Annotated in this window: 26 protein-coding genes; 13 read left to right on the top strand and 13 right to left on the bottom strand. The window is 64.6% G+C overall.

Annotated elements, in window-relative coordinates:
- Positions 1-2: 2 nt before the first annotated feature.
- The 6 genes from cyoB to IVB50_RS31830 are packed head-to-tail and all read left to right on the top strand — an operon-like array spanning position 3 to position 5,744.
- A complete protein-coding gene (cyoB, locus tag IVB50_RS31855; protein ID WP_018452957.1) occupies positions 3-2,000 on the top strand; it encodes a cytochrome o ubiquinol oxidase subunit I in 1,998 nt (665 codons plus the stop codon).
- Complete coding sequence (cyoC, locus tag IVB50_RS31850) at positions 2,001-2,630, top strand: cytochrome o ubiquinol oxidase subunit III (protein ID WP_018452956.1); 630 nt, start codon at positions 2,001-2,003, stop codon at positions 2,628-2,630.
- Positions 2,627-3,013 (top strand): cytochrome o ubiquinol oxidase subunit IV, encoded by a 387-nt coding sequence (gene cyoD / locus IVB50_RS31845; protein ID WP_018452955.1) that lies wholly within the window; start codon positions 2,627-2,629, stop codon positions 3,011-3,013. The genes cyoC and cyoD overlap by 4 nt, the downstream gene beginning before the upstream one ends.
- Complete coding sequence (locus tag IVB50_RS31840; RefSeq protein WP_018452954.1) at positions 3,010-3,870, top strand: SURF1 family protein; 861 nt, start codon at positions 3,010-3,012, stop codon at positions 3,868-3,870. The genes cyoD and IVB50_RS31840 overlap by 4 nt, the downstream gene beginning before the upstream one ends.
- The gene (locus IVB50_RS31835) at positions 3,842-5,221 is read left to right on the top strand and encodes an ATP-binding protein (protein ID WP_018452953.1); all 1,380 of its coding nucleotides are present in this window, start codon (positions 3,842-3,844) and stop codon (positions 5,219-5,221) included. Before IVB50_RS31840 ends, IVB50_RS31835 begins: the two co-directional genes overlap by 29 nt.
- Positions 5,211-5,744: a response regulator transcription factor gene (locus IVB50_RS31830; protein ID WP_018452952.1), complete on the top strand. Its 534-nt coding sequence runs from the start codon at positions 5,211-5,213 to the stop codon at positions 5,742-5,744. The genes IVB50_RS31835 and IVB50_RS31830 overlap by 11 nt, the downstream gene beginning before the upstream one ends.
- A 37-nt stretch (positions 5,745-5,781) precedes the next feature.
- Here the strand turns inward: IVB50_RS31830 and IVB50_RS31825 are convergent, their stop codons facing one another.
- Positions 5,782-6,492 (bottom strand): glutathione S-transferase family protein, encoded by a 711-nt coding sequence (locus tag IVB50_RS31825; RefSeq protein ID WP_026232428.1) that lies wholly within the window; start codon positions 6,490-6,492, stop codon positions 5,782-5,784.
- A 109-nt stretch (positions 6,493-6,601) separates the two neighbouring features.
- Here IVB50_RS31825 and IVB50_RS31820 point away from each other — a divergent pair, with 109 nt between their 5' ends.
- On the top strand, positions 6,602-6,973 hold the full coding sequence (locus tag IVB50_RS31820; protein ID WP_018452950.1) for a helix-turn-helix domain-containing protein: 372 nt from the start codon (positions 6,602-6,604) through the stop codon (positions 6,971-6,973).
- 135 nt (positions 6,974-7,108) lie between these two features.
- On the opposite strand, the gene IVB50_RS31815 is transcribed toward IVB50_RS31820, so the two are convergent.
- The 5 genes from IVB50_RS31815 to IVB50_RS31795 form a co-directional block, all read right to left on the bottom strand.
- A complete protein-coding gene (locus IVB50_RS31815) occupies positions 7,109-7,933 on the bottom strand; it encodes a CarD family transcriptional regulator (RefSeq protein WP_018452949.1) in 825 nt (274 codons plus the stop codon).
- Positions 7,934-8,277: 344 nt separating this feature from the next.
- Entirely contained in the window at positions 8,278-8,616 is a 339-nt protein-coding gene (fdxA, locus tag IVB50_RS31810) for a ferredoxin FdxA (RefSeq protein WP_018452948.1), read from the bottom strand.
- Positions 8,617-8,748: 132 nt separating this feature from the next.
- Positions 8,749-9,018, bottom strand: coding sequence for an RNA-binding S4 domain-containing protein (locus IVB50_RS31805; protein WP_083926310.1), 270 nt, complete (start codon positions 9,016-9,018; stop codon positions 8,749-8,751).
- Positions 9,019-9,040: 22 nt separating this feature from the next.
- Complete coding sequence (locus tag IVB50_RS31800) at positions 9,041-12,457, bottom strand: helicase-related protein (protein ID WP_018452946.1); 3,417 nt, start codon at positions 12,455-12,457, stop codon at positions 9,041-9,043.
- 677 nt (positions 12,458-13,134) lie between these two features.
- Positions 13,135-13,944, bottom strand: a complete 810-nt coding sequence (locus IVB50_RS31795; RefSeq protein ID WP_085384094.1) for a DUF3108 domain-containing protein — start codon at positions 13,942-13,944, stop codon at positions 13,135-13,137.
- 643 nt (positions 13,945-14,587) lie between these two features.
- On the opposite strand from IVB50_RS31795, the gene rpmB reads away from it, so the two are divergent.
- From rpmB to IVB50_RS31780, 3 genes are all read left to right on the top strand, one after another.
- The gene (gene rpmB / locus IVB50_RS31790; RefSeq protein WP_026232426.1) at positions 14,588-14,899 is read left to right on the top strand and encodes a 50S ribosomal protein L28; all 312 of its coding nucleotides are present in this window, start codon (positions 14,588-14,590) and stop codon (positions 14,897-14,899) included.
- Between the two features lie 186 nt (positions 14,900-15,085).
- Positions 15,086-15,661, top strand: coding sequence for a hypothetical protein (locus IVB50_RS31785; protein WP_247299198.1), 576 nt, complete (start codon positions 15,086-15,088; stop codon positions 15,659-15,661).
- A gap of 28 nt (positions 15,662-15,689) precedes the next feature.
- On the top strand, positions 15,690-16,310 hold the full coding sequence (locus IVB50_RS31780) for a hypothetical protein (protein WP_247299196.1): 621 nt from the start codon (positions 15,690-15,692) through the stop codon (positions 16,308-16,310).
- Positions 16,311-16,454: 144 nt separating this feature from the next.
- Here the strand turns inward: IVB50_RS31780 and IVB50_RS31775 are convergent, their stop codons facing one another.
- The 3 genes from IVB50_RS31775 to IVB50_RS31765 all read right to left on the bottom strand — a co-directional run bounded on the left by IVB50_RS31775 (position 16,455) and on the right by IVB50_RS31765 (position 17,485).
- Complete coding sequence (locus tag IVB50_RS31775; RefSeq protein WP_018452941.1) at positions 16,455-16,733, bottom strand: DUF1488 family protein; 279 nt, start codon at positions 16,731-16,733, stop codon at positions 16,455-16,457.
- A 196-nt stretch (positions 16,734-16,929) separates the two neighbouring features.
- Entirely contained in the window at positions 16,930-17,226 is a 297-nt protein-coding gene (locus IVB50_RS31770; RefSeq protein WP_018452940.1) for a hypothetical protein, read from the bottom strand.
- A 1-nt stretch (position 17,227) separates the two neighbouring features.
- Positions 17,228-17,485, bottom strand: a complete 258-nt coding sequence (locus IVB50_RS31765) for a hypothetical protein (RefSeq protein WP_018452939.1) — start codon at positions 17,483-17,485, stop codon at positions 17,228-17,230.
- Between the two features lie 360 nt (positions 17,486-17,845).
- Here IVB50_RS31765 and IVB50_RS42490 point away from each other — a divergent pair, with 360 nt between their 5' ends.
- From IVB50_RS42490 to IVB50_RS31755, 3 genes are all read left to right on the top strand, one after another.
- Positions 17,846-17,977, top strand: coding sequence for a hypothetical protein (locus IVB50_RS42490; RefSeq protein WP_007599247.1), 132 nt, complete (start codon positions 17,846-17,848; stop codon positions 17,975-17,977).
- 291 nt (positions 17,978-18,268) lie between these two features.
- Positions 18,269-19,606, top strand: coding sequence for a DUF2235 domain-containing protein (locus IVB50_RS31760; RefSeq protein ID WP_018452938.1), 1,338 nt, complete (start codon positions 18,269-18,271; stop codon positions 19,604-19,606).
- Positions 19,607-19,958: 352 nt separating this feature from the next.
- Positions 19,959-20,204 carry a PilZ domain-containing protein gene (locus tag IVB50_RS31755; protein WP_007599245.1) on the top strand — a complete coding sequence of 82 codons (246 nt, stop codon included), beginning with the start codon at positions 19,959-19,961 and terminating at the stop codon, positions 20,202-20,204.
- Between the two features lie 243 nt (positions 20,205-20,447).
- On the opposite strand, the gene IVB50_RS31750 is transcribed toward IVB50_RS31755, so the two are convergent.
- The 4 genes from IVB50_RS31750 to cobT all read right to left on the bottom strand — a co-directional run bounded on the left by IVB50_RS31750 (position 20,448) and on the right by cobT (position 25,335).
- The gene (locus IVB50_RS31750; protein WP_026232425.1) at positions 20,448-20,858 is read right to left on the bottom strand and encodes a hypothetical protein; all 411 of its coding nucleotides are present in this window, start codon (positions 20,856-20,858) and stop codon (positions 20,448-20,450) included.
- Positions 20,859-21,140: 282 nt separating this feature from the next.
- Positions 21,141-22,253 carry an NADH:flavin oxidoreductase/NADH oxidase gene (locus tag IVB50_RS31745; RefSeq protein ID WP_018452936.1) on the bottom strand — a complete coding sequence of 371 codons (1,113 nt, stop codon included), beginning with the start codon at positions 22,251-22,253 and terminating at the stop codon, positions 21,141-21,143.
- Positions 22,254-22,372: 119 nt separating this feature from the next.
- Positions 22,373-23,434 (bottom strand): esterase-like activity of phytase family protein, encoded by a 1,062-nt coding sequence (locus tag IVB50_RS31740; RefSeq protein WP_247299194.1) that lies wholly within the window; start codon positions 23,432-23,434, stop codon positions 22,373-22,375.
- Positions 23,431-25,335 (bottom strand): cobaltochelatase subunit CobT, encoded by a 1,905-nt coding sequence (gene cobT / locus IVB50_RS31735; protein WP_018452934.1) that lies wholly within the window; start codon positions 25,333-25,335, stop codon positions 23,431-23,433. Before cobT ends, IVB50_RS31740 begins: the two co-directional genes overlap by 4 nt.
- Between the last annotated feature and the right edge of the window lie 161 nt (positions 25,336-25,496).

The raw sequence follows: 25,496 nt of genomic DNA, 5'->3' as shown, positions 1-25,496 counted from the left end.
GCATGTCTCCTGATCTTCTCAAGCTCATCTTCGGCCGGCTCACCTTCGAATCGCTGCCGCTGCACGAGCCGATCGTCGTCGGCACGTTTGCCGTGGTGGCGACCGGCGGCCTCATCATGCTCGCCGGCCTGACCTATTTCCGCGTCTGGGGTTATCTCTGGAGCGAGTGGTTCACCAGCGTCGACCACAAGCGCATCGGCATCATGTACATGATCCTCGGCATCGTGATGCTGCTGCGCGGCTTCGCCGACGCGCTGATGATGCGGTTGCAGCAGGCGCTCGCCTTCGGCGGCTCGGAGGGCTATCTCAACGCCCATCACTACGACCAGGTCTTCACCGCCCACGGCGTGATCATGATCTTCTTCGTGGCGATGCCGCTGGTCACCGGCCTGATGAACTTCGTCGTGCCGCTCCAGATCGGCGCGCGCGACGTGTCGTTCCCGTTCCTGAACAATTTCAGCTTCTGGATGACGGTCGGCGGCGCGGTGCTGGTGATGGCCTCGCTGTTCATCGGCGAATTCGCCCGCACCGGCTGGCTCGCTTATCCGCCGCTGTCGAACATCGGCTACAGTCCGGATGTCGGCGTCGACTATTACATATGGGGGCTACAGGTCGCGGGCGTCGGAACGACACTGTCCGGCATCAACCTGATCTGCACCATCGTCAAGCTGCGGTGCCCCGGCATGACCATGATGCGGATGCCGGTGTTCACCTGGACCGCGCTCTGCACCAACGTGCTGATCGTCGCTTCCTTCCCGGTTCTGACCGTCGTGCTCGCGCTGCTCTCGCTCGATCGCTACGTCGGCACCAACTTCTTCACGAACGATTTCGGCGGCAGCCCGATGATGTACGTGAACCTGATCTGGATCTGGGGTCATCCCGAGGTCTACATCCTGGTTCTCCCCGCCTTCGGCATCTTCTCGGAAGTGACCTCGACCTTCTCGGGCAAGCGGCTGTTCGGCTACACCTCGATGGTCTACGCCACGGTGGTCATCACCATCCTGTCGTACCTGGTCTGGCTGCACCACTTCTTCACGATGGGGTCGGGCGCCAGCGTCAACTCCTTCTTCGGCATCACCACGATGATCATCTCGATCCCGACGGGCGCGAAGATGTTCAACTGGCTATTCACGATGTATCGCGGCCGCATCCGCTTCGAGCTGCCGATGATGTGGACGATCGCGTTCATGCTGACCTTCGTGCTCGGCGGCATGACCGGCGTGCTGCTCGCGGTGCCGCCGGCCGACTTCGTCCTGCACAACAGCCTGTTCCTGATCGCGCACTTCCACAACGTAATCATCGGCGGCGTCGTGTTCGGCGCGTTCGCCGGTATCGGCTACTGGTTCCCGAAGGCGTTCGGCTTCAAGCTCGACCCGTTCTGGGGCAAGCTGTCGTTCTGGTTCTGGGTCACGGGCTTCTACCTCGCTTTCATGCCGCTCTATGTGCTCGGACTGATGGGCGTGACCCGCCGGCTCCGTGTGTTCGACGACCCGAGCCTGCAGATCTGGTTCATCGTCGCCGGCATTGGCGCCTTCCTGGTCTTCCTTGGCATCCTCTCGATGCTGATGCAGTTCGCCGTCAGCTTCCTCAGGCGCGAGCAGCTCAAGGACGTCACCGGCGATCCCTGGGACGCGCGCACGCTGGAATGGGCGACCTCCTCGCCGCCGCCGGCCTACAACTTCGCCTTCACCCCCGTCGCTCACGACAACGACGCGTGGTGGGACATGAAGAAGCGCGGTTATCAGCGCCCGCTCACCGGGTTCAAGCCGATCCACATGCCGAGCAGCACCGGCACCGGCATCATCCTCGCCGGCTTCGCCACCGCGATGGGATTCGGCCTGATCTGGTACATCTGGTGGCTGGCGGCCGCGAGCTTCATCGCGATGCTCGCCGTCGGCATCGGTCACACCTTCAACTATCACCGCGATTTCGATATTCCGGCCGAGGACGTCATCCGGGCCGAAGACGCGCGCACCAAGCTGCTCGCCGGAGCCAAGTAAATGACTGTCGCTGTCAATCCCACGCAAACCGGCGAGCCGGTCTTCTACCTCGCCGACGAACACCCGCATCCGGAAGGCTACAGCACCTCGCTCGGCTTCTGGATCTATCTGATGAGCGACTGTCTCATCTTCGCGATCCTGTTCGCCACTTTCGGCGTGCTCGGCGGCAAATACGCCGCCGGCCCGGCGCCGAAGGATCTGTTCGAGCTGCCGCTGGTCGCGGTCAACACCTCGATGCTACTGCTGTCGTCGATCACGTATGGTTTTGCCATGCTGACGATGCAGCAGAACAAGATCGCGCAGACCCAGATCTGGCTGGCGATCACCGGCCTGTTCGGAGCCGCATTCATCGGCATCGAGCTGTCCGAGTTCGCCCACATGATCCATGAGGGCGCGACGCCGCAGCGTAGTGCTTTCCTGTCCGCCTTCTTCACCCTGGTCGGCACCCATGGCCTGCACGTCAGCTGTGGCCTGATCTGGCTGGTGACCCTGATGGTGCAGGTCTGGAAGTTCGGCCTGATCGACGCCAATCGCCGCCGCCTGATGTGCCTGTCGATGTTCTGGCACTTCCTGGACGTGGTCTGGATCGGCGTCTTCACCTTCGTCTATCTCCTGGGAGTTCTGCGATGAACACCGATACTCACGCCGCCCACGCGGACGATCATCATCACGGCGACAGCCACGCCAATGCCCACGGCTCGTTCTCGACCTATATGCTCGGCTTCGTGCTCTCGGTCGTGCTCACCGCGATCCCGTTCTGGCTGGTGATGAGCGGCGCGCTTCCGAGCAAGCAGATCACCGCGCTGGTGATCATGGCCTTCGCGGTCGTGCAGATCGTCGTGCACATGATCTACTTCCTGCACATGAACACGACGTCAGAGAACGGCTGGAGCATGATGGCGCTGATCTTCACCATCGTCATGGTGGTGATCGCCCTGTCGGGTTCGCTGTGGGTGATGAACCACCTCAACAGCAACATGATGCCGATCCACCAGATGACCGGGATGAAATGAACGAGACCCGGACCGTGACGAGCGAGGCAAACGGGACGCGCAGCAACGCAGCGCGCCCGCCCTTGTGGCTCACGATCCTCTCGCTCACGGCCATTGCACTTCTGATCGCGCTCGGCGTCTGGCAGATCGAGCGCCGCGCCTGGAAGCTGGCGCTGATCGATCGCGTCGAGCAGCGCGTTCATGCCCCGGCCCAGCCGATCCCCTCCCCGGCGGCATGGCCGACCGTCTCCGCCGCAAACGACGAATACAGACACGTCAGCGTCTCCGGCCGGTTCCTGCATGACCGCGAGACCCTGGCTCAGGCCGTCACCGAAGAAGGCCCGGGCTATTGGGTGCTGACACCGCTCAGGCGCGACGACGGCACGCTGGTCCTGGTCAACCGCGGCTTCGTGCCGTCCGACCGGCGCGATGCGTCGACGCGCTGGGACGGCAACCCGCAAGGCCAGGTCGAGATCACCGGCCTGTTGCGCGTGACGGAGCCAAAAGGCGGATTCCTCAGAAACAACGTGCCGGAGCACAATCGCTGGTACTCGCGGGATGTCGCAGCGATTGCGACGGCACGCGGCCTCGACCACGTCGCGCCCTTTTTCATCGATGCCGACGCTCGATCACAATCCGGCAGCGGCCCAATCGGCGGATTGACCGTGATCAGCTTTCCCAATAACCACCTGATCTACGCGCTGACGTGGTTTGCTCTGGCGTTCATGCTGGCCGGCAGACTTTTCGTCACATTCGGCGGCGGGCTGTTCCGCCGCAAGGAGCCCTGGAGCGGCTTCGCCCACGAAGCGGCCGGCGGCCTCGATGCTGTCGCCCGCAGGACGGGATCAGATGCTGGAACGATCGGCGAGCCCACCTGACAACGGAAGAACGCACAGCGCCGTCACGCTGCAATCGCAGGCGGACGCGCGCAGCGAGCTGATCGGCACAGCGCCAACCGACGACGAGACCAACCGCAAGAACATGGCGCTGCTGATCCAGCTGCGCTGGACCGCAGTGGTCGGCCAGATCGTGACCATCGGCGGCGTGCATGTGTGGCTCGGCATTCCCCTGCCCCTCACCCGCATGGGCGCGGTAATCGGCGCCCTGATATTTCTCAACATCTCCAGCCTGGTCTGGGTGCGCCATCGCGCCGCGATCACCAACAATGAGTTGCTGGTCGCCCTGATGCTGGACGTCGCCGCGCTGACCGCGCAGCTTTACCTCAGCGGCGGCGCCACCAATCCCTTCACCTCGCTGTTCCTGCTCCAGGTGACGCTGGGCGCGGTGCTGCTCGATGGCCGCTCGACCTGGTCGCTGGTCGCCTTGACCTGCGCGAGCTTCGTCTGGCTGACCGTCGCCTACCGACCGCTCGATCTGCCGCCGAACCCGCTGAGCGAGACCTACACCCTCACGGTTGCCGGCATGCTGCTGGGCTTCGTGCTCAACGCCGTGCTGCTGGTGGTGTTCGTCACCCGCATCAACAGGAATTTGCGCGAGCGCGACGCGCATCTGGCGGCGCTGCGCCAGCATGCCGCCGAGCAGGATCATATCGTGCGCATGGGCCTGCTCGCCTCCGGCGCGGCTCACGAGCTCGGCACGCCGCTCGCCTCGCTCTCGGTCATCCTCGGCGACTGGCGCCGCATGCCCGACCTCGCCGCCGATCAGGAGCTGGCCGAGGACCTCGAGGAGATGGAGACCTCGCTGCAACGCTGCAAGTCGATCGTGACAGGCATTCTGGTGTCGGCGGGCGAAGCCCGCGGCGAGGGATCGTCGCCGACGACGGTGGCGGCTTTCGTCACCGCGCTCGTGGAAGAGTGGCGCGACGCGCGCTCGGCGCGCACGTTGTATTTCGTCAACACTTTCGGCGAAGACGTCGCAATCGTCTCGGACGTCGCGCTGAAGCAGGTGATCTTCAACGTGCTCGACAACGCCTACGAGGTCTCGCGCGACTGGGTCGAGCTCGTTGCCGGGCGCGAGGGCGATCATCTCGTGCTGTCGATCAGCGATCGCGGCCCCGGCTTTGCGCCGGAGATGCTGGCACAGCTCGGAAAGCCCTATCAATCGAGCAAGGGCCGCGCCGGCGGCGGGCTCGGCCTGTTCCTGGTGGTGAACGTGGTGCGCAAGTTAGGGGGCAGCGTGACCGCCGAGAACCACAGGAAGCGCGGCGCTACGGTCCGCCTCACGCTGCCGCTCGCAACGCTCGCGATCGGAGGCAGCTTTGACGCCTGATCGTTCGCTCGTCGTCGTCGAGGACGATGCCGGCTTCGCCCGCACCCTGAAGCGTTCGTTCGAGCGCCGCGACTACGAGGTCGTGCTCGCCGCCTCGATCGAGGATGTGCGGAAAGTCCTGGAGGAGCGATCGTTTGGCTATGCCGTCGTCGACCTCAAGCTCGGCGGCGCCTCGGGACTGGCCTGCGTGGAGCTCTTGCACACGCACGATCCGGAGATGCTGATCGTGGTGCTGACGGGCTTTGCCAGCATCTCCACCGCCGTCGAGGCCATCAAGCTCGGCGCATGCCACTATCTGGCAAAGCCGTCGAACACCGACGACATCGAGGCCGCCTTCAACAAGGCCGCAGGCAATGCCGAGGTCGCGCTCGACGCCCGGCCGACATCGATTAAGACGCTGGAGTGGGAACGCATCCACCAGACCCTGATCGAAACCGATTTCAACATCTCGGAAGCCGCAAGGCGGCTCGGGATGCATCGGCGGACGCTGGCGCGGAAGCTCGAGAAGCGGCCGGTGAAGTGAGGAGGAGCGGATCGAAGCCGCTCCTCCTCTCCACTGGTTAGGCTTGCTTGCCATATCGCGCGATGACGTCGGCCAGGGCGGTGTGGCCTGCGCAGGATCCTGTTCCCGGATCATTGCTGCCGCTCTCCACGGCGGTGGCGTAGATGACCCCGGGATCGGCCTCGAGTTGTTGGCGCAGCGCGGCCAGCTTTGGCCAGCGGCTCCTGTCCGCGACAGCGTGGAAGTCGAGCCAGCGCGCCACACCTGCCAGCAAGGCGTCCGCGAGGGTCGGCCGGTCGGCGAGCAGGAACCTTGCCGGCTCGATCATGCCTTCGAGCTTGTCGTGACGTTCGATCACCTTTCTCCTTCCGAACTCCCGCAAGGCCGAACGCATGGCGTCGTCCATCGCCACGCCTTCCATTGCGACCCAAAGCGGCGCGAAGGCGCCGGTAAAGCCGGTATTCACGAACGCCATCAGCTGGTGCATGCGATCGGCTTGCGGCGACAACGGATCAAAGCTGATGCGCCGTTCGGTATCCCTGGCTTCGAGCCAAGCCGCGATCGCCATGGTTTCCGTCAGCACATCGCCCTGGTCCGTTATAAGTGCAGGCGTCTCGTGTCGCGGATTGATCCTGGCGTATGACGGGCTCAGCATCTCGCCCAGCATGTCGACGCGACACAGGCGATATGGCCTGCCAAACCATTCAAGAGCTGCAACGAGTCCCATGGAGCTTCCCATCGGGAAGCCGTAAAGTAGGATTGGATCCATCGATCTATTCTCCGTGATTTCTGATGATCACGCTGCGCAGCGGTCCCGAACCCTAGTCGCTCGCTCCATCAAGTAAATTGCGAACATTTTTGTAACCTGGAGCCCGCCGATGAAAGATCTCGTTTCGAGATGTCCCATCGAGGAAGTGATGCAGATCCTGAGCGGCCGGTGGCCTACGCTTCTGATCTACTATTTGAAACAGGGCACCAAACGGTTCAGCGACTTGCGTCGGGACAATCCGACCATCTCGCACAGGATGCTCGCCCTCGAGCTTCGCAAGCTGGAGGACGCCGGTATCGTGACTCGCACGGAATTCGACGGATACCCGTTGAGGGTCGAGTACGATCTGACCGCCGCCGGCCACACCTTGGTGCCGTTGATCGATGCGTTGGGCGCCTGGTGGTCGACGGTTGCGACTGACGCGCGCGGAGACGACCGCGAGACCGGGCGCGGCGCTTCGGGAAGCGCATCGCGGGTTTGATCCTGCTCAGGACCGCATAGGCTCAAAGCAATTCCGCCCGCTGACGTCCCCGAACCGGGGCGGTCAGCGTCTCCAAAACAAAAAGCCCGGCCGTAAGACCGGGCTTTGATCTGTTGCGTTCGACGCGCGAGACGCTTACGCGGCCTCGTCGGCGACCGTGGCGCCGCCCTCGGTCTCGTCGCTATCGCCCTCGGCGTCCGCATCGGCCTCGCCTTCGGCGGCTTCGGACTTGGCGCCAGTGCGGCGCGGGCTCTTGGCGAGCTGGGCCTCGATCTCCTTGACCGCTTCGGTCTCGGTCGAGTGCTGCACCACCGCGATCTCGCGGGAGAGACGGTCGAGCGCTGCTTCATAGAGCTGGCGTTCGCTGTAGGACTGCTCGGGCTGCGACTCGGAGCGATAGAGGTCGCGCACGACTTCCGCGATAGCGACGATGTCGCCCGAATTGATCTTCGCTTCGTATTCCTGGGCGCGGCGCGACCACATGGTGCGCTTGACGCGGGCACGGCCCTTGAGGGTCTCGAGCGCACGCTTCACCAGCGCGGGGTCGGAGAGCTTGCGCATGCCGACATTGGCGACCTTGGCGGTCGGCACGCGCAGCGTCATCTTGTCCTTGATGAAGTTGATGACGAACAGCTCGAGCTTCGCGCCGGCGATCTCCTGCTCCTCGATGGCCAGAATCTGGCCGACGCCGTGAGCGGGATAGACGACGAATTCGTTGGCCTTGAAGCCCTGACGCTGGGTCACAACCTTCTTTTCCTCGACCTTCGGCGCAACAGCCGCGGGCTTCACGGCCGGCTTGGCGGCAGCAACAGGGGCCTTGGCAGGAGCAGCAGCAACAGGAGCCTTTGCGGCGGGCTTGGCAGCGGGAGCCTTGGCAACAGCGGGCTTGGCGGCGGGCTTGGCGGCAACAGGCTTGGCAACGGTCGCTTTCGCGGCCGGCTTGGCAGTCTTGTTAGGCATTGCGCTTCTTTTGTTCTTCGAGGACTTTGCAGCCGGCGCCTTCGTCGCGGTCCGACCCTTGGATGCGCTACGGCTGGCCGCGGCGACTTTCTTGGCGTCCTTATGGGAAGCCTTCGCTGAAGTACTCTTTTTACGCGTTTTCTGTGACACAGCCTGCGCGCGGAAACTGCCACGCCCCTGTTCGACATTTGGTTTCACGGGAACCCAACGGGGCCGACGGGGCTAACCAGGGTTCGGCTCAATGTGCCCAATATAGCACATTTCCCGCAAAAATCAATGATTTAGGGGTGTTAAGGCCTAGTTTTCGGCGGTAAGGCCGCTAATAGGGTTAAGTTTGACCCGAATTAGTCGCCGGAGCCGGGGTTCGGCGAGAAATACTTGTCGAACTTGCCCTCCATGCCGTCGAAATCCTTGGCGTCGTCGGGTGATTCTTTCTTCTGGGTGATGTTCGGCCAGCTCTTGGCGTAGTCGGCGTTGACCGTGAGCCACTTTTCCAGGCCCGGTTCCGTGTCCGGCTTGATGGCATCGGCGGGGCATTCCGGCTCGCACACGCCGCAGTCGATGCACTCGTCAGGATGGATGACGAGCATGTTCTCGCCCTCATAGAAACAGTCGACCGGGCAGACCTCGACGCAGTCGGTGTACTTGCACTTGATGCACGCTTCAGTGACGACGTAAGTCATCCAACGCTCCGAAAAGCTCTTTTAAAAGTCGCGGCTTGCGTAGCGCGGATGGCCCGGCGCCGCAAGCTCAGGAACGGCCGATCATGACGGCTTTATGCGCTTGATCGACCAAGAAATGAATTCAAAGCGCAATTAATTGCGCTGAGAACTTGGCGGGCCTTCACCGAGCTCTTCGTAGAGCACACGGGCCGAGGCGGCGTCGCCGCGGCGCTCGTTGAAGGCGATGACTTTCAAGACGCGCACGGTGCGATCGAGCGCGATGGTGAGCACGTCGCCGATCTTGATCGCATGCCCCGGCGATTTCTCGCGTGCACCGTTGACGCGAACATGGCCGGACTCGACAAGCGCGGCCGCGGAGGTGCGCGCCTTCACCACCCGCGCGTGCCACAGCCATTTGTCGATGCGCTGCCGCTCGGTCGTGGGCTCACTCCTTACGCCCGGACAGCTGCTCCTTCAGCGCAGCGAGCTTCGCGAACGGCGAGTTCGGATCGACCGGACGATCGCGCTCGCGCGGGGTGGCGCTCGATGCGTAGGGACGCAGCGACGGTCCGCCCTGGCGGTCGCGGCCCTTGTCGCGGTCGCGGCCACGGTTATCGCGGCCCTTGTCGCGATCGCCGCCGAACTTGCCCTTGTTGCGGTCCTTGTTGTCGCGGTCCTTGTTGCCGCCATTTTTGCCCTCGAAGCGGCGGTTCTTGTCGTCGCGGCCCTCGGGACGCGGCGCAGCTTCGGCGCTACCTTCTCGCGGCTTGCGGAAGTCCCTGCCACCATCTCGACGATGACCGCCGCCATGGCGATGGCGCTCACCGCGCTTCTCGCCGTCGGCGGCAGGCTGGGCTTCGCCTTCGGCAGGCGCAGCGCCGGCTTCAGCGCCCGCCTGTGGACGCGGCTGGTGATGACGCTGGTTGCGATGGCGCTCGTGGCGCGGCTTGCGATCATCGTGACGGCCCGCGGGACGCCAGACCTCGATGAGCTCGGGCTCGGCGGGCGCGGCCGCGGCTTCCACCGGCGCTGCCGCATCGGCCGACGCAGCGGCTTCAGTTGCAGCGGTCTCTGCAGGCGCGGTTTCGGCAGGTGCGGTTTCGACAGCTTCAGCGGGGGCAACAGGCTCTTCCGCAGGTGGCGCGATGCCGGGAGCGTCTTCCGGCGTGACGGAAGCTTCGAGCGCCGGCTCGTCATGCGCGGGCTCGTCGTGCTGCTCCATCCCGGGCGCGTCTTCGACGGTCACAGGCTCGGCAGCGGCTTCGATCGCGGCATCCGCAGGGGTTGCGGCGTCCTCGACCGGCGTTTCGGTTGCGGGCGTCTCTTCGCTGGAGGCTTCAGCAACAGGCGCCTCAGCAATAGGCGTCTCGACAACAGCCGCGGCGGGCTTCGCCGGCAGCGGCGGGCGCTTGTCCATGCGATAGCCGAGCGCACGCAGCACGGAGGCAAAGTCTTCGCCGGCGGAGCCGGTGAGCGAGGTCATCGCCTGCGTCACCACAAAGCTGCGGCCGTCGAATGCCCCGGCGGGCTTTTCGCCAGACGCGTTCTCGCGCCAGGCCAGCGCCGGACGGATCAGATCGGCCAGGCGCTCGAGGATATCGACGCGCACGGCGCGCTCGCCGGCCTGCTTGTAGCCGAGCACGCGATAGGCATCGCGCGGCAGCTGCTTGTCGACCGGGAACGAGGTGCGGCCCGAGCTCGCCAGATGCTGCGCGCCCGACAGCGCGGAGGGATCGACATTGTCCTGCTTCAGCGCCCAGAGCAGCGCGGCCAGCGCACGCCCGGCCGGCTTGAGCAGGCCGGGGAAATAGAGGTGATAGGCGCCGAAGCGGACGCCGTATTTGCGCAAGGTCGCGCGCGAGGGCTGGTCGAGATCCTTCAGCTCGTTGGCGATCTTCGGGCGCTCCAGCACGCCGAGCGCCTCGACGAGCTGATAGGCGATGCCGCGGGCGATGCCGGTGACGTCCTCGGCCTTGCTGAGCTCGAACAGCGGCCCGAGCAGCTTTTCGATATGCGTCTTGAGCCAGAGCTCAAGCCGCGCCTGCACCTTGTCGCGGGGGGCGCCCGTGAGGCGTTCGTCGGAGATGATGCGGATGCGCGGATGCAGCGCTTCCTCTGCGGCAGACAGCCGCGCCACGGCGTCGCCGGTCCAGCGGATGATGCCTTCCGAGGTCAGCACGAACTGCTCGTCCGGTGCGTTGCCCAGTTTTTCGGCGCGCGCGTTGATCTCGCCGGCGAGCACGGCCTGCGCTGCAGCCTGCAACGCTTTCGCATCGGAGCCGGCTTCCGCCGCATCCGGTGCAAAGGTGAAGCCATCGAGGCGGCCGATGACATGGCCTTCGACGATGACTTCGCCGGTCTTGCCGATTTCCGTATTCAAGCTCGTGTTCTCCCGCAGGCGGCGCATCAATACACTGGTCCGGCGATCAACGAAACGCTCAGTCAAGCGTTCATGGAGCGCATCCGATAATTTATTTTCGACCTCGCGGGCGATCCCCTGCCAGCGTTCGGGGTCTTTCAGCCAGTCGGGGCGATTGGCGACGAAGGTCCAGGTGCGAATCTGCGCGATCCGGGCCGACAGCGTGTCGATATCGCCGTCAACGCGGTCGGCCTGGTCGATCTGGGTCCTGAACCAGGCGTCGGGGATGCATCCCTTCCGCATCAGGAAGCCGTACAGCGTCGTCACCAGCTCGGCATGGGCGGCCGGCGACAGCTTTCGATAATCCGGGACCTGGCAGGCCTCCCACAGCCGTTCCACGGCGTCCTTGCCATGCGCGACATCGCGCACCTCGGCGTCGCGGGCGGCGTGGTCGAGCACGCGCATGTCCTCGGCAATCGGCGCGCGCGTCAGCGCCTCGTGGCCGGGGGCCAGGTTCAGCGAGACCTGGAGCGCGCCGAGGGAAGCAAAATCCAGCTTCGAATTGCGCCATTGCAAAACCTTCACGGGATCGAAGGTGTGGTTCTGCAGCGCATTGACGAGCTCGGGCTCGAACGGGCCGCAGCGGCCGGTGGTGCCGAAGGTGCCGTTGCGGGTGGCGCGGCCGGCGCGGCCGGCGATCTGAGCGAATTCGGACGGCGTCAGGCGGCGGAACTGGTAGCCGTCGTACTTGCGGTCGGAGGCAAAGGCGACGTGGTCGACGTCGAGATTGAGGCCCATGCCGACGGCGTCGGTGGCGACGAGGTAATCGACCTCGCCGTTCTGGAACATCGCGACCTGCGCGTTGCGGGTGCGCGGCGACAGCGAACCCAGCACCACGGCGGCGCCGCCATGCTGGCGGCGGATCAGCTCGGCGATGGCGTAGACCTCGTCGGCCGAGAAGGCGACGATGGCGGTGCGGCGCGGCTGCCGCGTGATCTTGCGATCACCCGCGAATTCCAGCTGCGACAGGCGCGGCCGCGTGATCATGGAGACGCCCGGCAGCAGCCGCTCGATGATCGGGCGCATGGTCGCAGCGCCGAGCAGCAGCGTCTCGTCGCGGCCGCGGCGATTGAGGATGCGATCGGTGAAGACGTGGCCGCGTTCCAGATCGGATGCGATCTGCACCTCGTCGACGGCAAGGAACGAGACGTCGAGATCCCGCGGCATCGCCTCGACGGTCGAGACCCAATAGCGCGGCGCTTTCGGCTTGATCTTCTCCTCGCCGGTCACGAGCGCGACGGCGTCGGGGCCGACCCTTGCTGCGATCTTGTTGTAGACCTCGCGCGCGAGCAGGCGCAGCGGCAGCCCGATCATGCCGGAGGGATGCGCGAGCATCCGCTCGATGGCGAGATGGGTCTTGCCGGTGTTGGTGGGACCAAGCACCGCAGTGACGCCGGCGCCGGGAAGCCGCTCGGAAGCGAAGGGGGAGGAGGAAAAAGGCATCTGGGGGATTAGGTAATGGCGATTGGGGCGAATGTCAGTGCTGTTTTGGGGCGGTGGCGCGAAGGGCTCGCCTCACACACTGCTGTCCTCGCCCGGCTCGACCGGGCGATCCAGTATTCCAGAGGCGGCGCAGATCAAACCGAGAGGGCGCGGCGTACTGGATGCCCCGGTCAAGCCGGGGCATGACGGCGGAGAATGCGGCGCCTCTCCCTGAACCCAGCGCAACTGTCTCACTTTGCGACGCTTTTCCCGTTGGCTTTAAGCTTCGGAACGAGTTGAGAACGAATCGCGGCCGAATCGCTGACTCCCCCTTGAGTCCTGTTCCGTTCACGCAAGATGTCGCGGGAGGCTTGTGGGTTCGCACTAGATGGAGTTTTGCTCCGCCGCACAAGCGACGTTTCGATGGCGGATTCGTTAAAGCTGGGGACGGCGCGGAGTCGAATCAGAATCGGGGAGGAGTCAAATGGATTCCCGGTTCTCGACCCCCTCCAAACAAAATGCGCGAAAACAACCCCATGCACAGTAGACATGTTGTTGAAATCATTGATGTTTATTTTCACCAAAAGGGAGGTCCGTAGCCCGCATGGAGCGGAGCGCAATGCGGGGGCCGAAGCAAAGAACCCCGGATTACGCTGCGCTCCATCCGGGCTACGGCAGCGGGGCTACGGCACCCAGCCCTACTGCGTCTTCGCGACCTTGGGCGGCTGGGCGCTGGTGATGAAGCTGGTTGCTTCCAGCATGGCCGGCCCGAGCGGGGTCGGCACTTTCAGCCAGAACGGGACCAGGATGCGCGTGCCGGCGATCGGTGCGAACGCGACCTCGATGTTGCGCTGGGCGGCGAGATATTTGATCACCGGACGGTCGGGGATGTAGCCGGCGATGGGCACGAAATAGAGCGAGCAGACCACGACCTGGCCGTGATAGCCCTTCTCCGCCTTCACGTTCTCCATGCGCTTGAAATCGAGCTTGAGCTCGTAGCGCATGCGGCCGTCGAACACGGCGGCGCTGCCGTGGCAGGCGTCCGCCGACAGCACGTCGCCGGTGCCGGATACGCGCACCAGCGAGGCCGTCATCGGGTCCCAGACGCCGCGGCGATGCGCGTCGGTGACGACGATGCGGTCGGGATCGACCGGCGGCTCCGGCAGGATGGCAAAATCCTTCACATTGCCCTTGTCGAGCGTGATGCGGATCTCTTCGGTCTTCTTCGAGGTGGTGGTGGAGGCCTGATAGCCGGTCGCGACCAGCGCGCCGTTGACCACGCGGCCCTGCGAGGCGCCGGTGCCGGACCCGCCCGCGAAGGATTTCAGCAGCCCCGAGGTGCCGCCGGAGGCCGCGGCCGCGAACACATCGTCCTGGATGTCGATGTTCCAGGCGCCCTTGCCGACGGGAATGCCCGCCAGCGTCGCCTCATATTGCGCCTCGAGCTTGCCCTGCGCCGCCGCGGGCTCCGCCGCCCACGCCAACACCAGCCCGCCAAGGGCCGCCATGACCCAGCGGCCGGCAGAGCGAGGATGGCTTACGCGCGGATTCCTCGCGCGCCGCTCCGCTGAGCGCAGCTCTTTTGGGCGCAGGCTCGGCGCAAGATGAGGCGTTGTGAGCACGAAACAATCCAATCGGGGCGCGAACGGTTGTTACTTAAGCCAAATACCGCGCCAAGCAATGCGTCCGGGCCTGTCGGCGTCCGGAACTCCACCGGACTTTTCGGGCGCGAATACGCCCTTTATGTGATGGTAAGGCGCGATAATCATTGCCGTTTTGGTGATCGGGGGTGGGACTGAAAGCGCACCTCACCCCGCCACCTCCACCGCCGTCATGCCCCGGCTTGACCGGGGCATCCAGTACGCCGCGGCCCCTCTGGTCAGCCGCACCGGCGCGGAGTACTGGATCGCCCGGTCCCGGCTCCGCCAAGGCTACGCCGAGGCCCACACGGGTGCTCGGCCCGCCGAAGCTTCAGCGAAGGCGGCGAGCCGGGCGATGACAGCTACCTTGGAGCACGAAACCCGCCCCAAAACCTTGACGTCCCGCCGCTTCCCCCCTATACGTCCGCCCGCTCCCTGCAAGGACAGAGAATTTGCCCGTGGCGCCCCGAATGGCGGCCGCACATCGTTGGGAAAGATTGAGGATTTTGCCATGTCTCGCCGCTGCGAATTGACGGCCAAGGGCCCCCAGGTCGGCCACACGGTCAGCCACTCCAACATCAAGACCAAGCGCCGCTTCCTGCCGAACCTGGTCAACGTGACCTTCATCAGCGAAGCGCTGGGCCGCAACGTGCGCCTGCGCGTCTCCACCAACGCGATCAAGAGCGTCGACCACAATGGCGGCCTCGATCCCTTCCTGCTCAAGGCCAAGGCCGCCGTGCTGTCGCCCCGCGCCCTCGAGCTGAAGCGCGCCATCCAGAAGAAGGTCGGCCCGACCCCGGCGCCGGAGAAGAAGGCGAGCTAAGAATTTTCGAATCGGGCGAGGGCTTGCGTCGCGAGGCGTAGGCTTAGCTGGAAGAGTTTTGCGTGACGGCCGGATCGGAAGATCCGGCCGTTTTTGTTGATAACACCGCGCTTCCTCCTACAATCAAACGGTGCATCCCGTTTGGAAGGCATCGAGGCAACGCCATGACGGCATGGGAGCGGGAAAATGAACCAAAAGAAACTTTTTCTTGTCGACGGAGCTTCGGACAATCTCCTGTCGAACCTCGACAGCCGCGACATTGCACTTTGGCTGATCGACCTGCCGAAGGAATGCCCCCAACTCGAAACTTTGATATCATTCCTAGGCTTGCCTTGGCGGCTAGTCTTATCCGAGGTTTCTGACAAGCGGTTGATCTCAGCGCTCGATCAAGGATCGCGCTCCGGCGACGATATGGCTAGACGAAGGGGCTTCGTGCAGATCGTCGATAGCGATCCGTCGCGCATCACTTTTCCCCAGCGCTGTTTGCCCATCTACTTGCTCAATGGACGTGAGGGAAGCTCCACCTCGGAATTTGAAAATAGGCTGAGAAGAATGACGATGGTGGAGGACCTCCGCCGCTCGGGAGTTCGCCAAGTTCTTGTAGTTGCAGGCAACGACTATCCGATACCTCAAGAACTGAGCGATTTGTGGGAGTCCGGTTTTCGCACACAATTAACGATCACTTCTGAGTTGGAAAATGCAGAGACTGTGCTGAACCAATGGCTGGAACGGTCAAGCGTTGGGATGGACGCTTCGGCCTAAAACACTTCTTGTGGAGGGGACTAGTGATGTGGAGATATTTGAGCTTGCTGCTCGCCTTGAACGGGAGGCTACCGGTCAAGACTTGATTGGAACGGATCTAGCAATCATTGCCGCCGGCGAACGAGACCGAGGAGGTACACAGGGCGTCATTCGCGAATTGGTCAGCTTGCGAAGTTATTCGCGCACCTGCCTAACCAGAAGCGGTCGACCTGCCTATCGGTTTCTTGCACTATTCGACAATGACAAGGCAGGCCAACAGGCAGTAAGAGCTGCGACTGCTTTGGACACAAGTATTGTGGAGTTTCGTGACGTCTTCCGGCTTCATCCACACATGCCAACGAGCGGCAATCTCGATCCCAAGACTCTCCAAAAGGCCTTTGAACGGGAAAACCTGGCCTACAAAGGGTTGAATTGGGAACTAGAGGATCTACTGCCAAACCACTTTTTTGATCTCTTAGTTCAGGACCATCCGAGCGCAGTGATCCGAGCAGACAAAGTGGCCGACAAGGTTCATTGGGAGCTCACGCGAGATGGAAAAGCCCTACTCCGAAAAATGATACGGCAGTTTGGAACACACGCTGACCTCAGCGCGACAATTGCAGTCTTGAAGGCTTTCCATTTCTACTGCTCTATCGCTAAGCGGCAGTAGGCCCGAACAAACTATATTGTGTTTAGACCAATCCAACTCACCGATCTCATTTCTCCAAAATGAAGTTCCTTCATATTCGTCCAGACAGCCACGCGACGGAACCGACGGCCCGGCTCCGCCATACTTCTAGCCCACGCCGTTCCCCTACCCCCGAAAATCAATGCTCCGCAGCACGATCCCCGGCGGCGTGCCTTCGAACTCCGTCGCCTGATATTTGCGTCCGGTGCAGGCTTCGATGCGTTCGCGCAGGCGCGTGAACTGCTCTTCGCGCTCGCTGGGCCGGGCGCGCGGGCCGCGCTCGAGGTCGTCCATGGCGGAGGTCGAGATCGCGCAGGCGATCTCCTTCGCGCCGTCCTGCATCGAGAACTGGACGATGCCGCGGTCCTGGTCGTGGGCGATGAAGCGGCTGCTGGTGAGCGTCATGGGGTACTCCTTTTGCGTCCGCGTCGTGCCGGACTTGCGCAATTGCGCACTGGGGGCGGCGCCGGTCAGCGTTATCGAAGCAGGCTGTGGCACGAGGGTGCACAAAAACTGACTTCGGTGGTTATGGGTCCCGGCTCCGTGCGCAATTGCGCACTCGGCCAGGACGACGCCGGTGTTTGCGCGCGTTGCCTCGCCTTCAGCCGTCGCCGTTGAGCCTTGCGAAATCGTCGAACAGGGCGGCCACCAGCGCGCGGTGGCGGGTGTCCTCGGTGGGCAGGCTCGCGGCATAGAGGTTGAGCAGATGGCGGGCCTTCACGGCGGCCTCCGGCCAGGACGTGGCAGGCACCGACATCATGCGGTTTTCAAGCTCGGCCTCGCGCTCGCGCAGCTCCCTGACCTGGGCCTCGACATCGGCCAGCGCGCGGCGCAGATCGGTTGCCTTCTGGGCGGCCATGCCGCGGTGGCTGTCGAGATCGACCGGGATGTCAGTCATGTCAGGCACTCGCGTCGATACGTTGGGCATCCGCCAGGTCGACCGAGCCGATCGACAGCATCTCCGTCGCACCGCGCACGCCTTCGGAGGGCACCGTGATCATGGTGGCGACGCGGCGATAGGATGCGAAGGACAGGCCCTCGATCATCTCCTCGTCGGTGACGACCTCATAGGCGCCGGCCGGCAACTGGCGCTCGAGGCCGCGGATGTGGAATGGATGCTTGAAGGTGATGGTTTCTCGCCGCGAGCGGATGGTCATGCGCGCCTGCCTTTCGCAAAGAAGGGGCCCCAACCGACACCAGCTGGTCACGACCATGCGCTTGTTACCCGGCAATAGCCAGCATTATGTCAGCGTGGGCCGGGACTTACGGCGCAAGCGCGGTGCTCGTGCGCGGCGTTTTAGTCCTCGCAATCGGCAGGACGCGGGCGTACGCTCGACCACGTCAGCGCAGCTCACGCAATTGCCGCGCGTCGATGTTGCGCTGCATCTTTCGCGCCTCGTGTGCGCAGCGGCGATCTTCATTGGTTCGGGCGGGTGCATCTCACAGCCCCGCCCAGCGACCATTGCAGCGCCGATCTCGCACGCGGACGAACTCGAAACCCAGGAGGAGACGACGTCATGGCCAAGGGACAGCAACGCAGCAACCGCGAGACCAAGAAGCCGAAAAAGGACAAGATCAAGACCAGCGCCGCAGCGCCAAGCCGCAAGGACGCGGCCTGGCAGCCGGAGATCGGCCAGAAGAAGAAGTAGCCGGCGGGCGCCTTCCCTTCTCCCCTTGCGGGAGAAGGTGGCATAGGCGGCCTTCGGCCGCCGTTCTTGAAAACGCCGATGCTTCGCATCGGCTATGGCGCCGGATGAGGGGTCTGTCTCCGGGAGTTCTGACGCGAGAGATTCGCACGCGGAGAGAGACCCCTCACCCGTCTCGCCGCTTCGCGGCGATCCACCCTCTCCCGCAAGGGGAGAGGAGAAGAAGCGTCATCTCCCTCTCCCCGCCCTTTTCCGCTATACTCGCCCGGGTAGCATCAGCGGGAGGGGCATCCTGTGGATCACGAGCGCAACGCCGAGCACACATCCGAGCCGAAGAACCTTGTCATCTGCTGTGACGGCACCGGCAACGAGATTTCCGAAAACATCTCCAACGTCCTGAAGCTCTATCGCTGCCTGCGCAAGACCGACAAGACGCGGCCGCGGCAGATGGTGTTCTACGATCCCGGGGTCGGCACGGTGACGGAGCCGTCGACGTGGCACCGCTGGAAAGCCAACGTCAATCTGGTGCTGGGGCTCGCCACTGGCTACGGGCTCGATGACAACACGCTGTCGGCCTATTGCTTCCTGGTCGAGCATTACGCGCCGGGCGACAGGATCTACCTGTTCGGTTTTTCGCGCGGTGCCTACACGGTTCGCGTGCTGGCGGGGCTGATCCACAAGATCGGCCTGATCTCGCCGGAGCAGGCCAACCTCGCAGGCAGTGGCCTCGTCGCCTACAAGCAATATTCCGGCACCGGGCGCGGCAACGATGTCAGCGACCTCATCGATGAGGGTTTTGACGACAGCGGGCCGCTGCCGAAAAACAAGTTCGATCTCGCCGCGCAGTTCGCACGCATCACCTCGTCGCGCTGGCCGACCATCCACTTCATCGGCGTCTGGGACACGGTGGCGAGCGTGATCGTGCCGCGCGCCGACCGGGGCTATTTGCCGAGCTTCGAGGAGCTCGCCTTCACGCTGCGCAATCCCAGCGTCAACATCTTCCGCCAGGCGATCGCCATCGACGAGCGGCGCTGCATGTTCCGCCTCAAGCAGTATGAGGAGCCGCAGGAGTACTGGCGCAACCGCTTCGTGCCCGACGACAAGAAGGAGCCGCAGGACATTTTGCAGGTGTGGTTCGCCGGCGTGCATTGCGACGTCGGTGGCGGCTATCCGGAAGTCGAGAGCGGCGAGTCCAAATATCCGCTGCTCTGGATGATCGAGGAGGCGACCAAGGCGGGGCTGAACTTCAACCCGCGCACGGTGAACCAGCTCGCCTGGGGCATCCAGCGCAAGAACTCGCCGTTCCAATACGTGCCGCCGGCTTACACCGGCAAGACCGGCGAGCTGCATGATTCGATGACGGCGCCCTGGCGCGTGCTGGAATATCTGCCGAAGAGCGCCAAGTACCGGGAATGGCCGGCGCGGAAGGTGTTTCTCGGGTTCTACATCCCCGATTGCGAACCGCGCCTGATCCCCGAAGGCGCGCATGTGCATGAGAGCGTGTTGAAGCGGATGGCGGTGGAGCCGGACTATCGGCCGGTGAATTTGCCGAAGGAGTATGTGACGGTGCCGATGCCGCTGCCGCCGGGTGTGGGCATGGTGGCGGAGTCGGGGGAGATCGTGGTGGGGTGAGGGCCTTCCCTTCTCCCCCTGTGGGAGAAGGTGGCATAGGCGGTCTTCGGCCGCCGTTCTTGAAAACGCCGATGCTTCGCATCGGCTATGGCGCCGGATGAGGGGTTGTCGCCGCGAACGCGAAAGCTTCGTATGCCGTGCGAGACCCCTCACCCGTCTCGCCACTTCGTGGCGATCCACCCTCTCCCACAAGGGGAGAGGGGGAAGCCTTCCCACCCCGCTACCGCCGCTTTCTCCATTCGCCGATACTTTTCATTAAAATTCTCCGCCCCGCCTTAGCCGGATCGAATCAACTCCTGGGCATCATCTCCTGACCACCCGCGCCATCCGCGGAAATTGGAGGAGAGTGCCAATGCATCCGCGACGACATGCCCGCGTCAAACCCGCGGGCCTGGTGTCCCGCCAGGCCAAGATCATCACCGACCCGCGCGCGCCGGTGATCCCCTGCACGCTGATCGACTATTCGCCCGGAGGTGCCTGCGTCGATCTCGGCGGCCAGGTGAAGATTCCCGATCGCTTCGAGCTGCTGCATGTGAACACGAAAAAACGCTGCCGCGTGGCGTGGAAGCGCGGCACGAAGGTGGGAGTGGTGTTTTGACTCCTTCCAGCTGCTGAACAAGGCCGCGCTCCACACTCCGCTCGGCTCCCTCCCCCCTTGTGGGGGAGGGTTGGGGAGAGGGGTGGCCCAGCAAAAGGTGTTAGTTACGTGCGAAGCGATGGCAACAGAGTGTCGCTTCATTCGACAGAGCACGCCGTGTGGCTACCCCTCTCCCTAGCCCTCCCCCACAAGGGGGAGGGAACGCAGTGTACTTGCGGCGCGATCTCTCCCAACACAACAAATTCACGGTTTCCGCATCCGCGCCTTTGCGCCCGCGACGATCTGCATCGCGACGCCGGCGATCCAGCCGAACAAGGCGAACCAGCTCCAGGCGATGTGCGGATCGAGGCGGAGCACGATGATGGCGACGGAGGCGAGCGCGGTGAGCGTGGCGCAGAGCGTGCCGGCGGCGCTCAACAGTTCCGCGGCGTCGATGTCGCCGTGGGCCTCGTCGAACGGCAATTGCGGCGTGTCGATGCCGAGATAGAAGCCGACGAAGCCCAGCACCATCATCAGCAGCAGGAACCCCTCGGTGGTGAGCGCGGGGATCGCCGATCCCACATAAGCGCCGACAAACAGCCCGCACGCCGCGCCCGCCATCGCAAGGCCCACGCGCTCGATGACGTGGGCAGCTTTTCGAACACGAAATCGCATGGCGGGCCTCCGCGAGGCGTTGGACGCACGCGAGGTTAGGCCAGATTTGGGTGGGGTGGAAGCTGAGAGGGTTTACGGATGCGTGAGGCGGAACGGCACGGGACCAAAAGGTACGCGGAGCAACGACCTTGGCGTGTGTCGCATGGCTGCCTCCCCATCCTCATGGCGAGCGCAGCGAAGCAATCCAGGATCTTTCCGCGGACACAGCCTGGATTGCTTCGTCGCAAGGGCTCCTCGCAATGACGAGTTTGCGGCGCGGTCCTCGCGCCAGACTCGCCTCTCTCACCGCGCCCCGAACGTGGTCTTGCCGAACAGCGCCTTCTGGGTCGAGGGCTGCGAGCGCCAGTATTGCGGCGGGGCTTCGACCTCGCCGCCGAGTTCGGCTGCGGCGTGCCAGGCCCAGCGCGGGTCGTAGAGCAAGCCGCGGGCGAGCGCGACCATGTCGGCCTTGCCGGATGCGACGATCTCTTCGGCCTGCTTCGGCTCGGTGATCAGGCCGACGGCGATGGTGGGCAAACCGGTCTCGCGCTTGATGGCCTCTGCAAACTGCACCTGATAGCCGGGGCCGAGTGCGATCTTCTGCAGCGGCGAGACGCCGCCGGAGGAGGCATCGATCCAGTCGACGCCGCGCGCCTTCAGCGCGTTTGCGAATGCGATGGTCTGCGCCAGGTCCCAGCCGCCCTCGACCCAGTCGGTCGACGACACCCGCATGCCGACCGGCTTGTCGTGCGGGAATACGGCGCGGACCGCGTCGTAGACCTCCAGCGGGAAGCGCATGCGGTTCTCGAGCGAGCCGCCATATTCGTCGGTGCGCCTGTTCGAGATCGGCGACAGGAATTGATGCAGGAGATAGCCGTGCGCGCCGTGCAGCTCGACCGCGTCAATGCCGATGCGATCGGCGCGCTTGGCGGCATCGACGAAGGCCTCGCGGATGCGCTTGAGGCCGGCGGCATCGAGCGCCAGCGGCGCGGCCTCGCCCTCCTTGTGCGGCAGCGCCGACGGCGCCACGGTCTGCCAGCCGCCCGCGTCCTGCGGAATCAGCTGGCCGCCGTCCCAGGGCCGCGCGCTGCTGGCTTTGCGGCCGGCATGCGCGAGCTGCATTGCGACGGCGGTCGAGGAATGTTTCCGCACCGAGGTGAGGATCTGCTTCAGCGCGGCCTCGGCGGCATCGCTGTAGAGCCCGAGGCAGCCCGGCGTGATGCGGCCGATCGCCTCGACATGGGTCGCCTCGATGCAGAACATCGCGGCGCCGGACAGGCTGAGATTGTTGATGTGGGTGAAGTGCCAGTCGGTGGGGACGCCGTCCTCGGCCGAATATTGGCACATCGGCGACACCACGATGCGGTTCTTCAAAGTCAGGCCGCGCAGCTTGATCGGGGAAAACAGGGCGCTCATGCGGGGGAGTTCCGGGATGGGGGGCAGGGAGATGGAGAGAGTGTAGTGGGCGATGCGCCGATTGCCAGCCGCGCGGGGGGCATGGCGGCTCGCGGGGGATGCATTGCGGCCGCGCCGCCCTACTCCACCAGCGCGAACTGCAGCAGCAGGGTGCGCTGGAGCATCGAGAAATTGTCGTCCGACACCAATGTCAGCACGGTCTCGCCGTCAGCCGTGACGTGGGCGTCGATGCCTTCCATGTTGTCGATCTCGTGGCCGAGATCGGCCTTGAACAGCACGGGGCCGTCGACCAATGCGCCCGGCGCGATCGATTTCAGGGGGATCGCGCGGATGCGGATATCGACGCCGGTGAACCAGGAGAATTTGCGTTCGAGGATCAGGAGATCGCCCGAGGGCAGCAGCACCGCGTCGCTGATGAGCTGCTGGTCGGTGCGGCGAATGCTGAACTGGCCGGGTGTGGGGCCGCCGAGCAAAAATCCGATCAGATTGCCGTCGGCATCGAAGCCGCCCTCCGACAGCGCGATCAAGGTGCCCGCGAGCGGCTGCCCCTTTGGAACGAACACCAGCGCCTCGAGCCCCTTGTTGTAGGGCAGTTTGCGCACCGCCGGCGGGGTCGGCAGCACCTCGCCGCGCGCGCGTGTGCCGCCCTTCGCAAAATCGAACCGCATGATCTGGTTGACGCGCTCGAGCCCGACATAGACGAGGTCGCCGTCACGCGCGAGCGACTCGGTGTCGTACCACAGCCGCTTGTCCGTGATCGGCCGCCCCTCCGCATTGAGCACCGGCGCGGCCTCGACGTCGCCGAGGCCGGTCATGATCCGCCCGGAATAACGGATGCGACCGGTGAACCAGGTGCCCTGGTCGGAGATCGCGAGGAAGCGCTCGCCTTTGCTGTCGAGAAAGCGGAAGCCGGACAGGCCGCCGAAGCCGCGATGCGGCGAGGTCAGCACCAGGCCGCCGCGATAGTCCAGCGAACCGAACCGCGTGCGCGCGCGGTCGCGCGGCTCGAAATTCGGGATCGGCCGCGCGTTGACCTCGATGCCAACGGGCGCGGCGACGGCGTGCTCGATCAGCGCCGGCTTCGGCGCCGGCTGTGCCTGCGCCAGGCGAGACAGTGCGAGAGTGGAAAATCCCGCCGCCGCGTGGCCGATAAAGCTGCGGCGGGACCGATGGTTGCTCACGAATGCAGTTTGCGTCGCGGGCGGTTGGCCGGCTGCGTGGGCGCGGTGTTGGTCTCGCTGAACAGTTCGGCGAGTTTTTCGGTGATGGCGCCGCCGAGCTCTTCGGCGTCCACGATCGTCACCGCGCGGCGATAATAGCGCGTCACGTCATGGCCGATGCCGATCGCGATCAGCTCGACCGGCGAGCGGGTCTCGATCTCCTCGATGATGTGGCGCAGGTGCCGCTCGAGATAGTTGCCGGGATTGACCGACAGCGTGGAATCGTCGACCGGCGCGCCGTCCGAGATCATCATCAGGATCTTGCGCTGTTCGGGCCGGCCGAGCAGGCGCTTGTGCGCCCAGTCGAGCGCCTCGCCGTCGATGTTCTCCTTCAACAGCCCTTCGCGCATCATCAGGCCGAGGTTTTTCCGCGCACGACGCCAGGGGGCGTCCGCCGACTTGTAGATGATGTGGCGGAGATCGTTGAGGCGGCCGGGGCTGGCCGGCTTGCCGGCGGCAAGCCACGCCTCGCGCGATTGCCCGCCCTTCCAGGCGCGCGTGGTGAAGCCGAGAATCTCGACCTTGACGCCGCAACGCTCCAGCGTGCGGGCGAGGATGTCGGCGCAAGTCGCCGCGACCGTGATCGGCCGCCCGCGCATCGAGCCGGAATTGTCGAGCAGCAGCGTCACCACGGTATCGCGGAACGTCGCCTCCTTCTCGTGCATGAAGGACAGCGGGTGATAGGGATCGGTCACCACGCGCGACAGCCGCGCGGGGTCGAGAATGCCCTCTTCGAGATCGAATTCCCAGGCGCGGTTCTGCTGCGCCATCAAGCGCCTCTGCAGCCGGTTGGCGAGACGGGCGACGATGCCCTGCAGATGCGCGAGCTGCTTGTCGAGATAGGCGCGCAGCCGCTCCAGCTCGTCATGGTCGCAGAGGTCTTCGGCGGCGATGACCTCGTCGAACTTCGGCGCGAAGGCGTGATATTCCGGCCCGCGCGGCTCGTTCTTGCCGTGCGAATTCGGCCGCGTCGCCTCGCCCGGCGTCTCGTCGTCGCCGAGCTCGCCGTCGTCGAAGGTGTCGGAGGTCGAGGCCTGCGCGCTTTCCATCGCGCTCTCGCTCATCTCCTCGCTCGACGCCTGGGCCTGATCGGCGCTCATCTCCTGCGCGGCGTCGGAATCGGGCGAGCCCTCGGCGCCGGACTGATCGTTGTCGCCGTCCTGGTTCTCGTCGTTCTCGTCATTGTCTTCGCTGTCGGCGCTGCGCTCGTCGCCGATCTCGAGCGCCGTCAGCAGATCATGCACGGCATCGCCGAACCTGGTCTGGTCCTCGACCACGGTATCGAGCCGGTCGAGCCGCCTGCCGATCTTGTCTTCGAGAATAGGGCGCCAGAGATCGACCATCTTCTTGGCGGCCGTCGGCGGCGCCATGCCGGTCAGGCGCTCGCGCACCAGCATTGCCAGCGCGTCGGCGAGCGGCGCGTCGGCGCGATCGGTGATCTCGTCGAACTTGCCGCGATGGAAATGGTCGTCGAGCATCGCGGTGAGGTTTTTCGCAACGCCCGCCATGCGCCGCGCGCCGATCGCCTCGACACGGGCCTGCTCCACCGCCTCGAACACGCCGCGCGCCTGCGGATTGCCCGGCATCAGCTTGCGATGCACCTTCGGATCGTGACAGGCGAGCTTGAGCGCGATGGAATCGGCGTGGCCGCGCACGATGGCGGCATCACGCCTGGTCATCTTTCGCGCGGGCTCGGGCAGCCGCGCCTTGCCCGGCGCGAGCCCGGGACGCTCGGCGGCGAAGCTGACGTCGAGCTCGGGCGCCTTGGCGATCGCCTTCAGGCAGGAGGCCACCGAGCGCTTGAACGGCTCGGTCGGGGCTTCCTTGGTGTTGCGGAATTTGGAGTTGGAGGTGGTGCTCATCTCGCCCTTACCCGTCGTCCCCGCGAAGGCCGGGACCCATAACCGCCGGCAATCATTGCGTCAGGAGAAATTAGCAGCGTCGCTTCACAGAGAGACCTCGCGGTATGGGTCCCGGCCCCCGTGCGCAATTGCGCACTCGGCCGGGACGACACACCGAGAGC

The sequence above is a fragment of the Bradyrhizobium sp. 87 genome (genome assembly GCF_023073015.1).
GTDB lineage: Bacteria > Pseudomonadota > Alphaproteobacteria > Rhizobiales > Xanthobacteraceae > Bradyrhizobium > Bradyrhizobium canariense_D.
The sequence above is the reverse complement of the archived record's forward strand: the minus strand, read 5'-3'. Positions and strand labels throughout refer to the sequence as shown.

Excerpts from the sequence above, each read along its gene's own strand:
- cyoB (WP_018452957.1), top strand. The coding sequence starts at position 3 with ATGTCTCCTGATCTTCTCAAGCTCATCTTCGGCCGGCTCACCTTCGAA.
- cyoC (WP_018452956.1), top strand. The coding sequence starts at position 2,001 with ATGACTGTCGCTGTCAATCCCACGCAAACCGGCGAGCCGGTCTTCTAC.
- cyoD (WP_018452955.1), top strand. The coding sequence starts at position 2,627 with ATGAACACCGATACTCACGCCGCCCACGCGGACGATCATCATCACGGC.
- IVB50_RS31840 (WP_018452954.1), top strand. The coding sequence starts at position 3,010 with ATGAACGAGACCCGGACCGTGACGAGCGAGGCAAACGGGACGCGCAGC.
- IVB50_RS31835 (WP_018452953.1), top strand. The coding sequence starts at position 3,842 with ATGCTGGAACGATCGGCGAGCCCACCTGACAACGGAAGAACGCACAGC.
- IVB50_RS31825 (WP_026232428.1), bottom strand. The coding sequence starts at position 6,492 with ATGGATCCAATCCTACTTTACGGCTTCCCGATGGGAAGCTCCATGGGA.
- IVB50_RS31820 (WP_018452950.1), top strand. The coding sequence starts at position 6,602 with ATGAAAGATCTCGTTTCGAGATGTCCCATCGAGGAAGTGATGCAGATC.
- IVB50_RS31815 (WP_018452949.1), bottom strand. The coding sequence starts at position 7,933 with ATGCCTAACAAGACTGCCAAGCCGGCCGCGAAAGCGACCGTTGCCAAG.
- fdxA (WP_018452948.1), bottom strand. The coding sequence starts at position 8,616 with ATGACTTACGTCGTCACTGAAGCGTGCATCAAGTGCAAGTACACCGAC.
- IVB50_RS31800 (WP_018452946.1), bottom strand. The coding sequence starts at position 12,457 with ATGCCTTTTTCCTCCTCCCCCTTCGCTTCCGAGCGGCTTCCCGGCGCC.
- IVB50_RS31795 (WP_085384094.1), bottom strand. The coding sequence starts at position 13,944 with ATGGCGGCCCTTGGCGGGCTGGTGTTGGCGTGGGCGGCGGAGCCCGCG.
- rpmB (WP_026232426.1), top strand. The coding sequence starts at position 14,588 with ATGTCTCGCCGCTGCGAATTGACGGCCAAGGGCCCCCAGGTCGGCCAC.
- IVB50_RS31785 (WP_247299198.1), top strand. The coding sequence starts at position 15,086 with ATGAACCAAAAGAAACTTTTTCTTGTCGACGGAGCTTCGGACAATCTC.
- IVB50_RS31775 (WP_018452941.1), bottom strand. The coding sequence starts at position 16,733 with ATGACGCTCACCAGCAGCCGCTTCATCGCCCACGACCAGGACCGCGGC.
- IVB50_RS31770 (WP_018452940.1), bottom strand. The coding sequence starts at position 17,226 with ATGACTGACATCCCGGTCGATCTCGACAGCCACCGCGGCATGGCCGCC.
- IVB50_RS31765 (WP_018452939.1), bottom strand. The coding sequence starts at position 17,485 with ATGACCATCCGCTCGCGGCGAGAAACCATCACCTTCAAGCATCCATTC.
- IVB50_RS42490 (WP_007599247.1), top strand. The coding sequence starts at position 17,846 with ATGGCCAAGGGACAGCAACGCAGCAACCGCGAGACCAAGAAGCCGAAA.
- IVB50_RS31755 (WP_007599245.1), top strand. The coding sequence starts at position 19,959 with ATGCATCCGCGACGACATGCCCGCGTCAAACCCGCGGGCCTGGTGTCC.
- IVB50_RS31750 (WP_026232425.1), bottom strand. The coding sequence starts at position 20,858 with ATGCGATTTCGTGTTCGAAAAGCTGCCCACGTCATCGAGCGCGTGGGC.
- IVB50_RS31745 (WP_018452936.1), bottom strand. The coding sequence starts at position 22,253 with ATGAGCGCCCTGTTTTCCCCGATCAAGCTGCGCGGCCTGACTTTGAAG.
- cobT (WP_018452934.1), bottom strand. The coding sequence starts at position 25,335 with ATGAGCACCACCTCCAACTCCAAATTCCGCAACACCAAGGAAGCCCCG.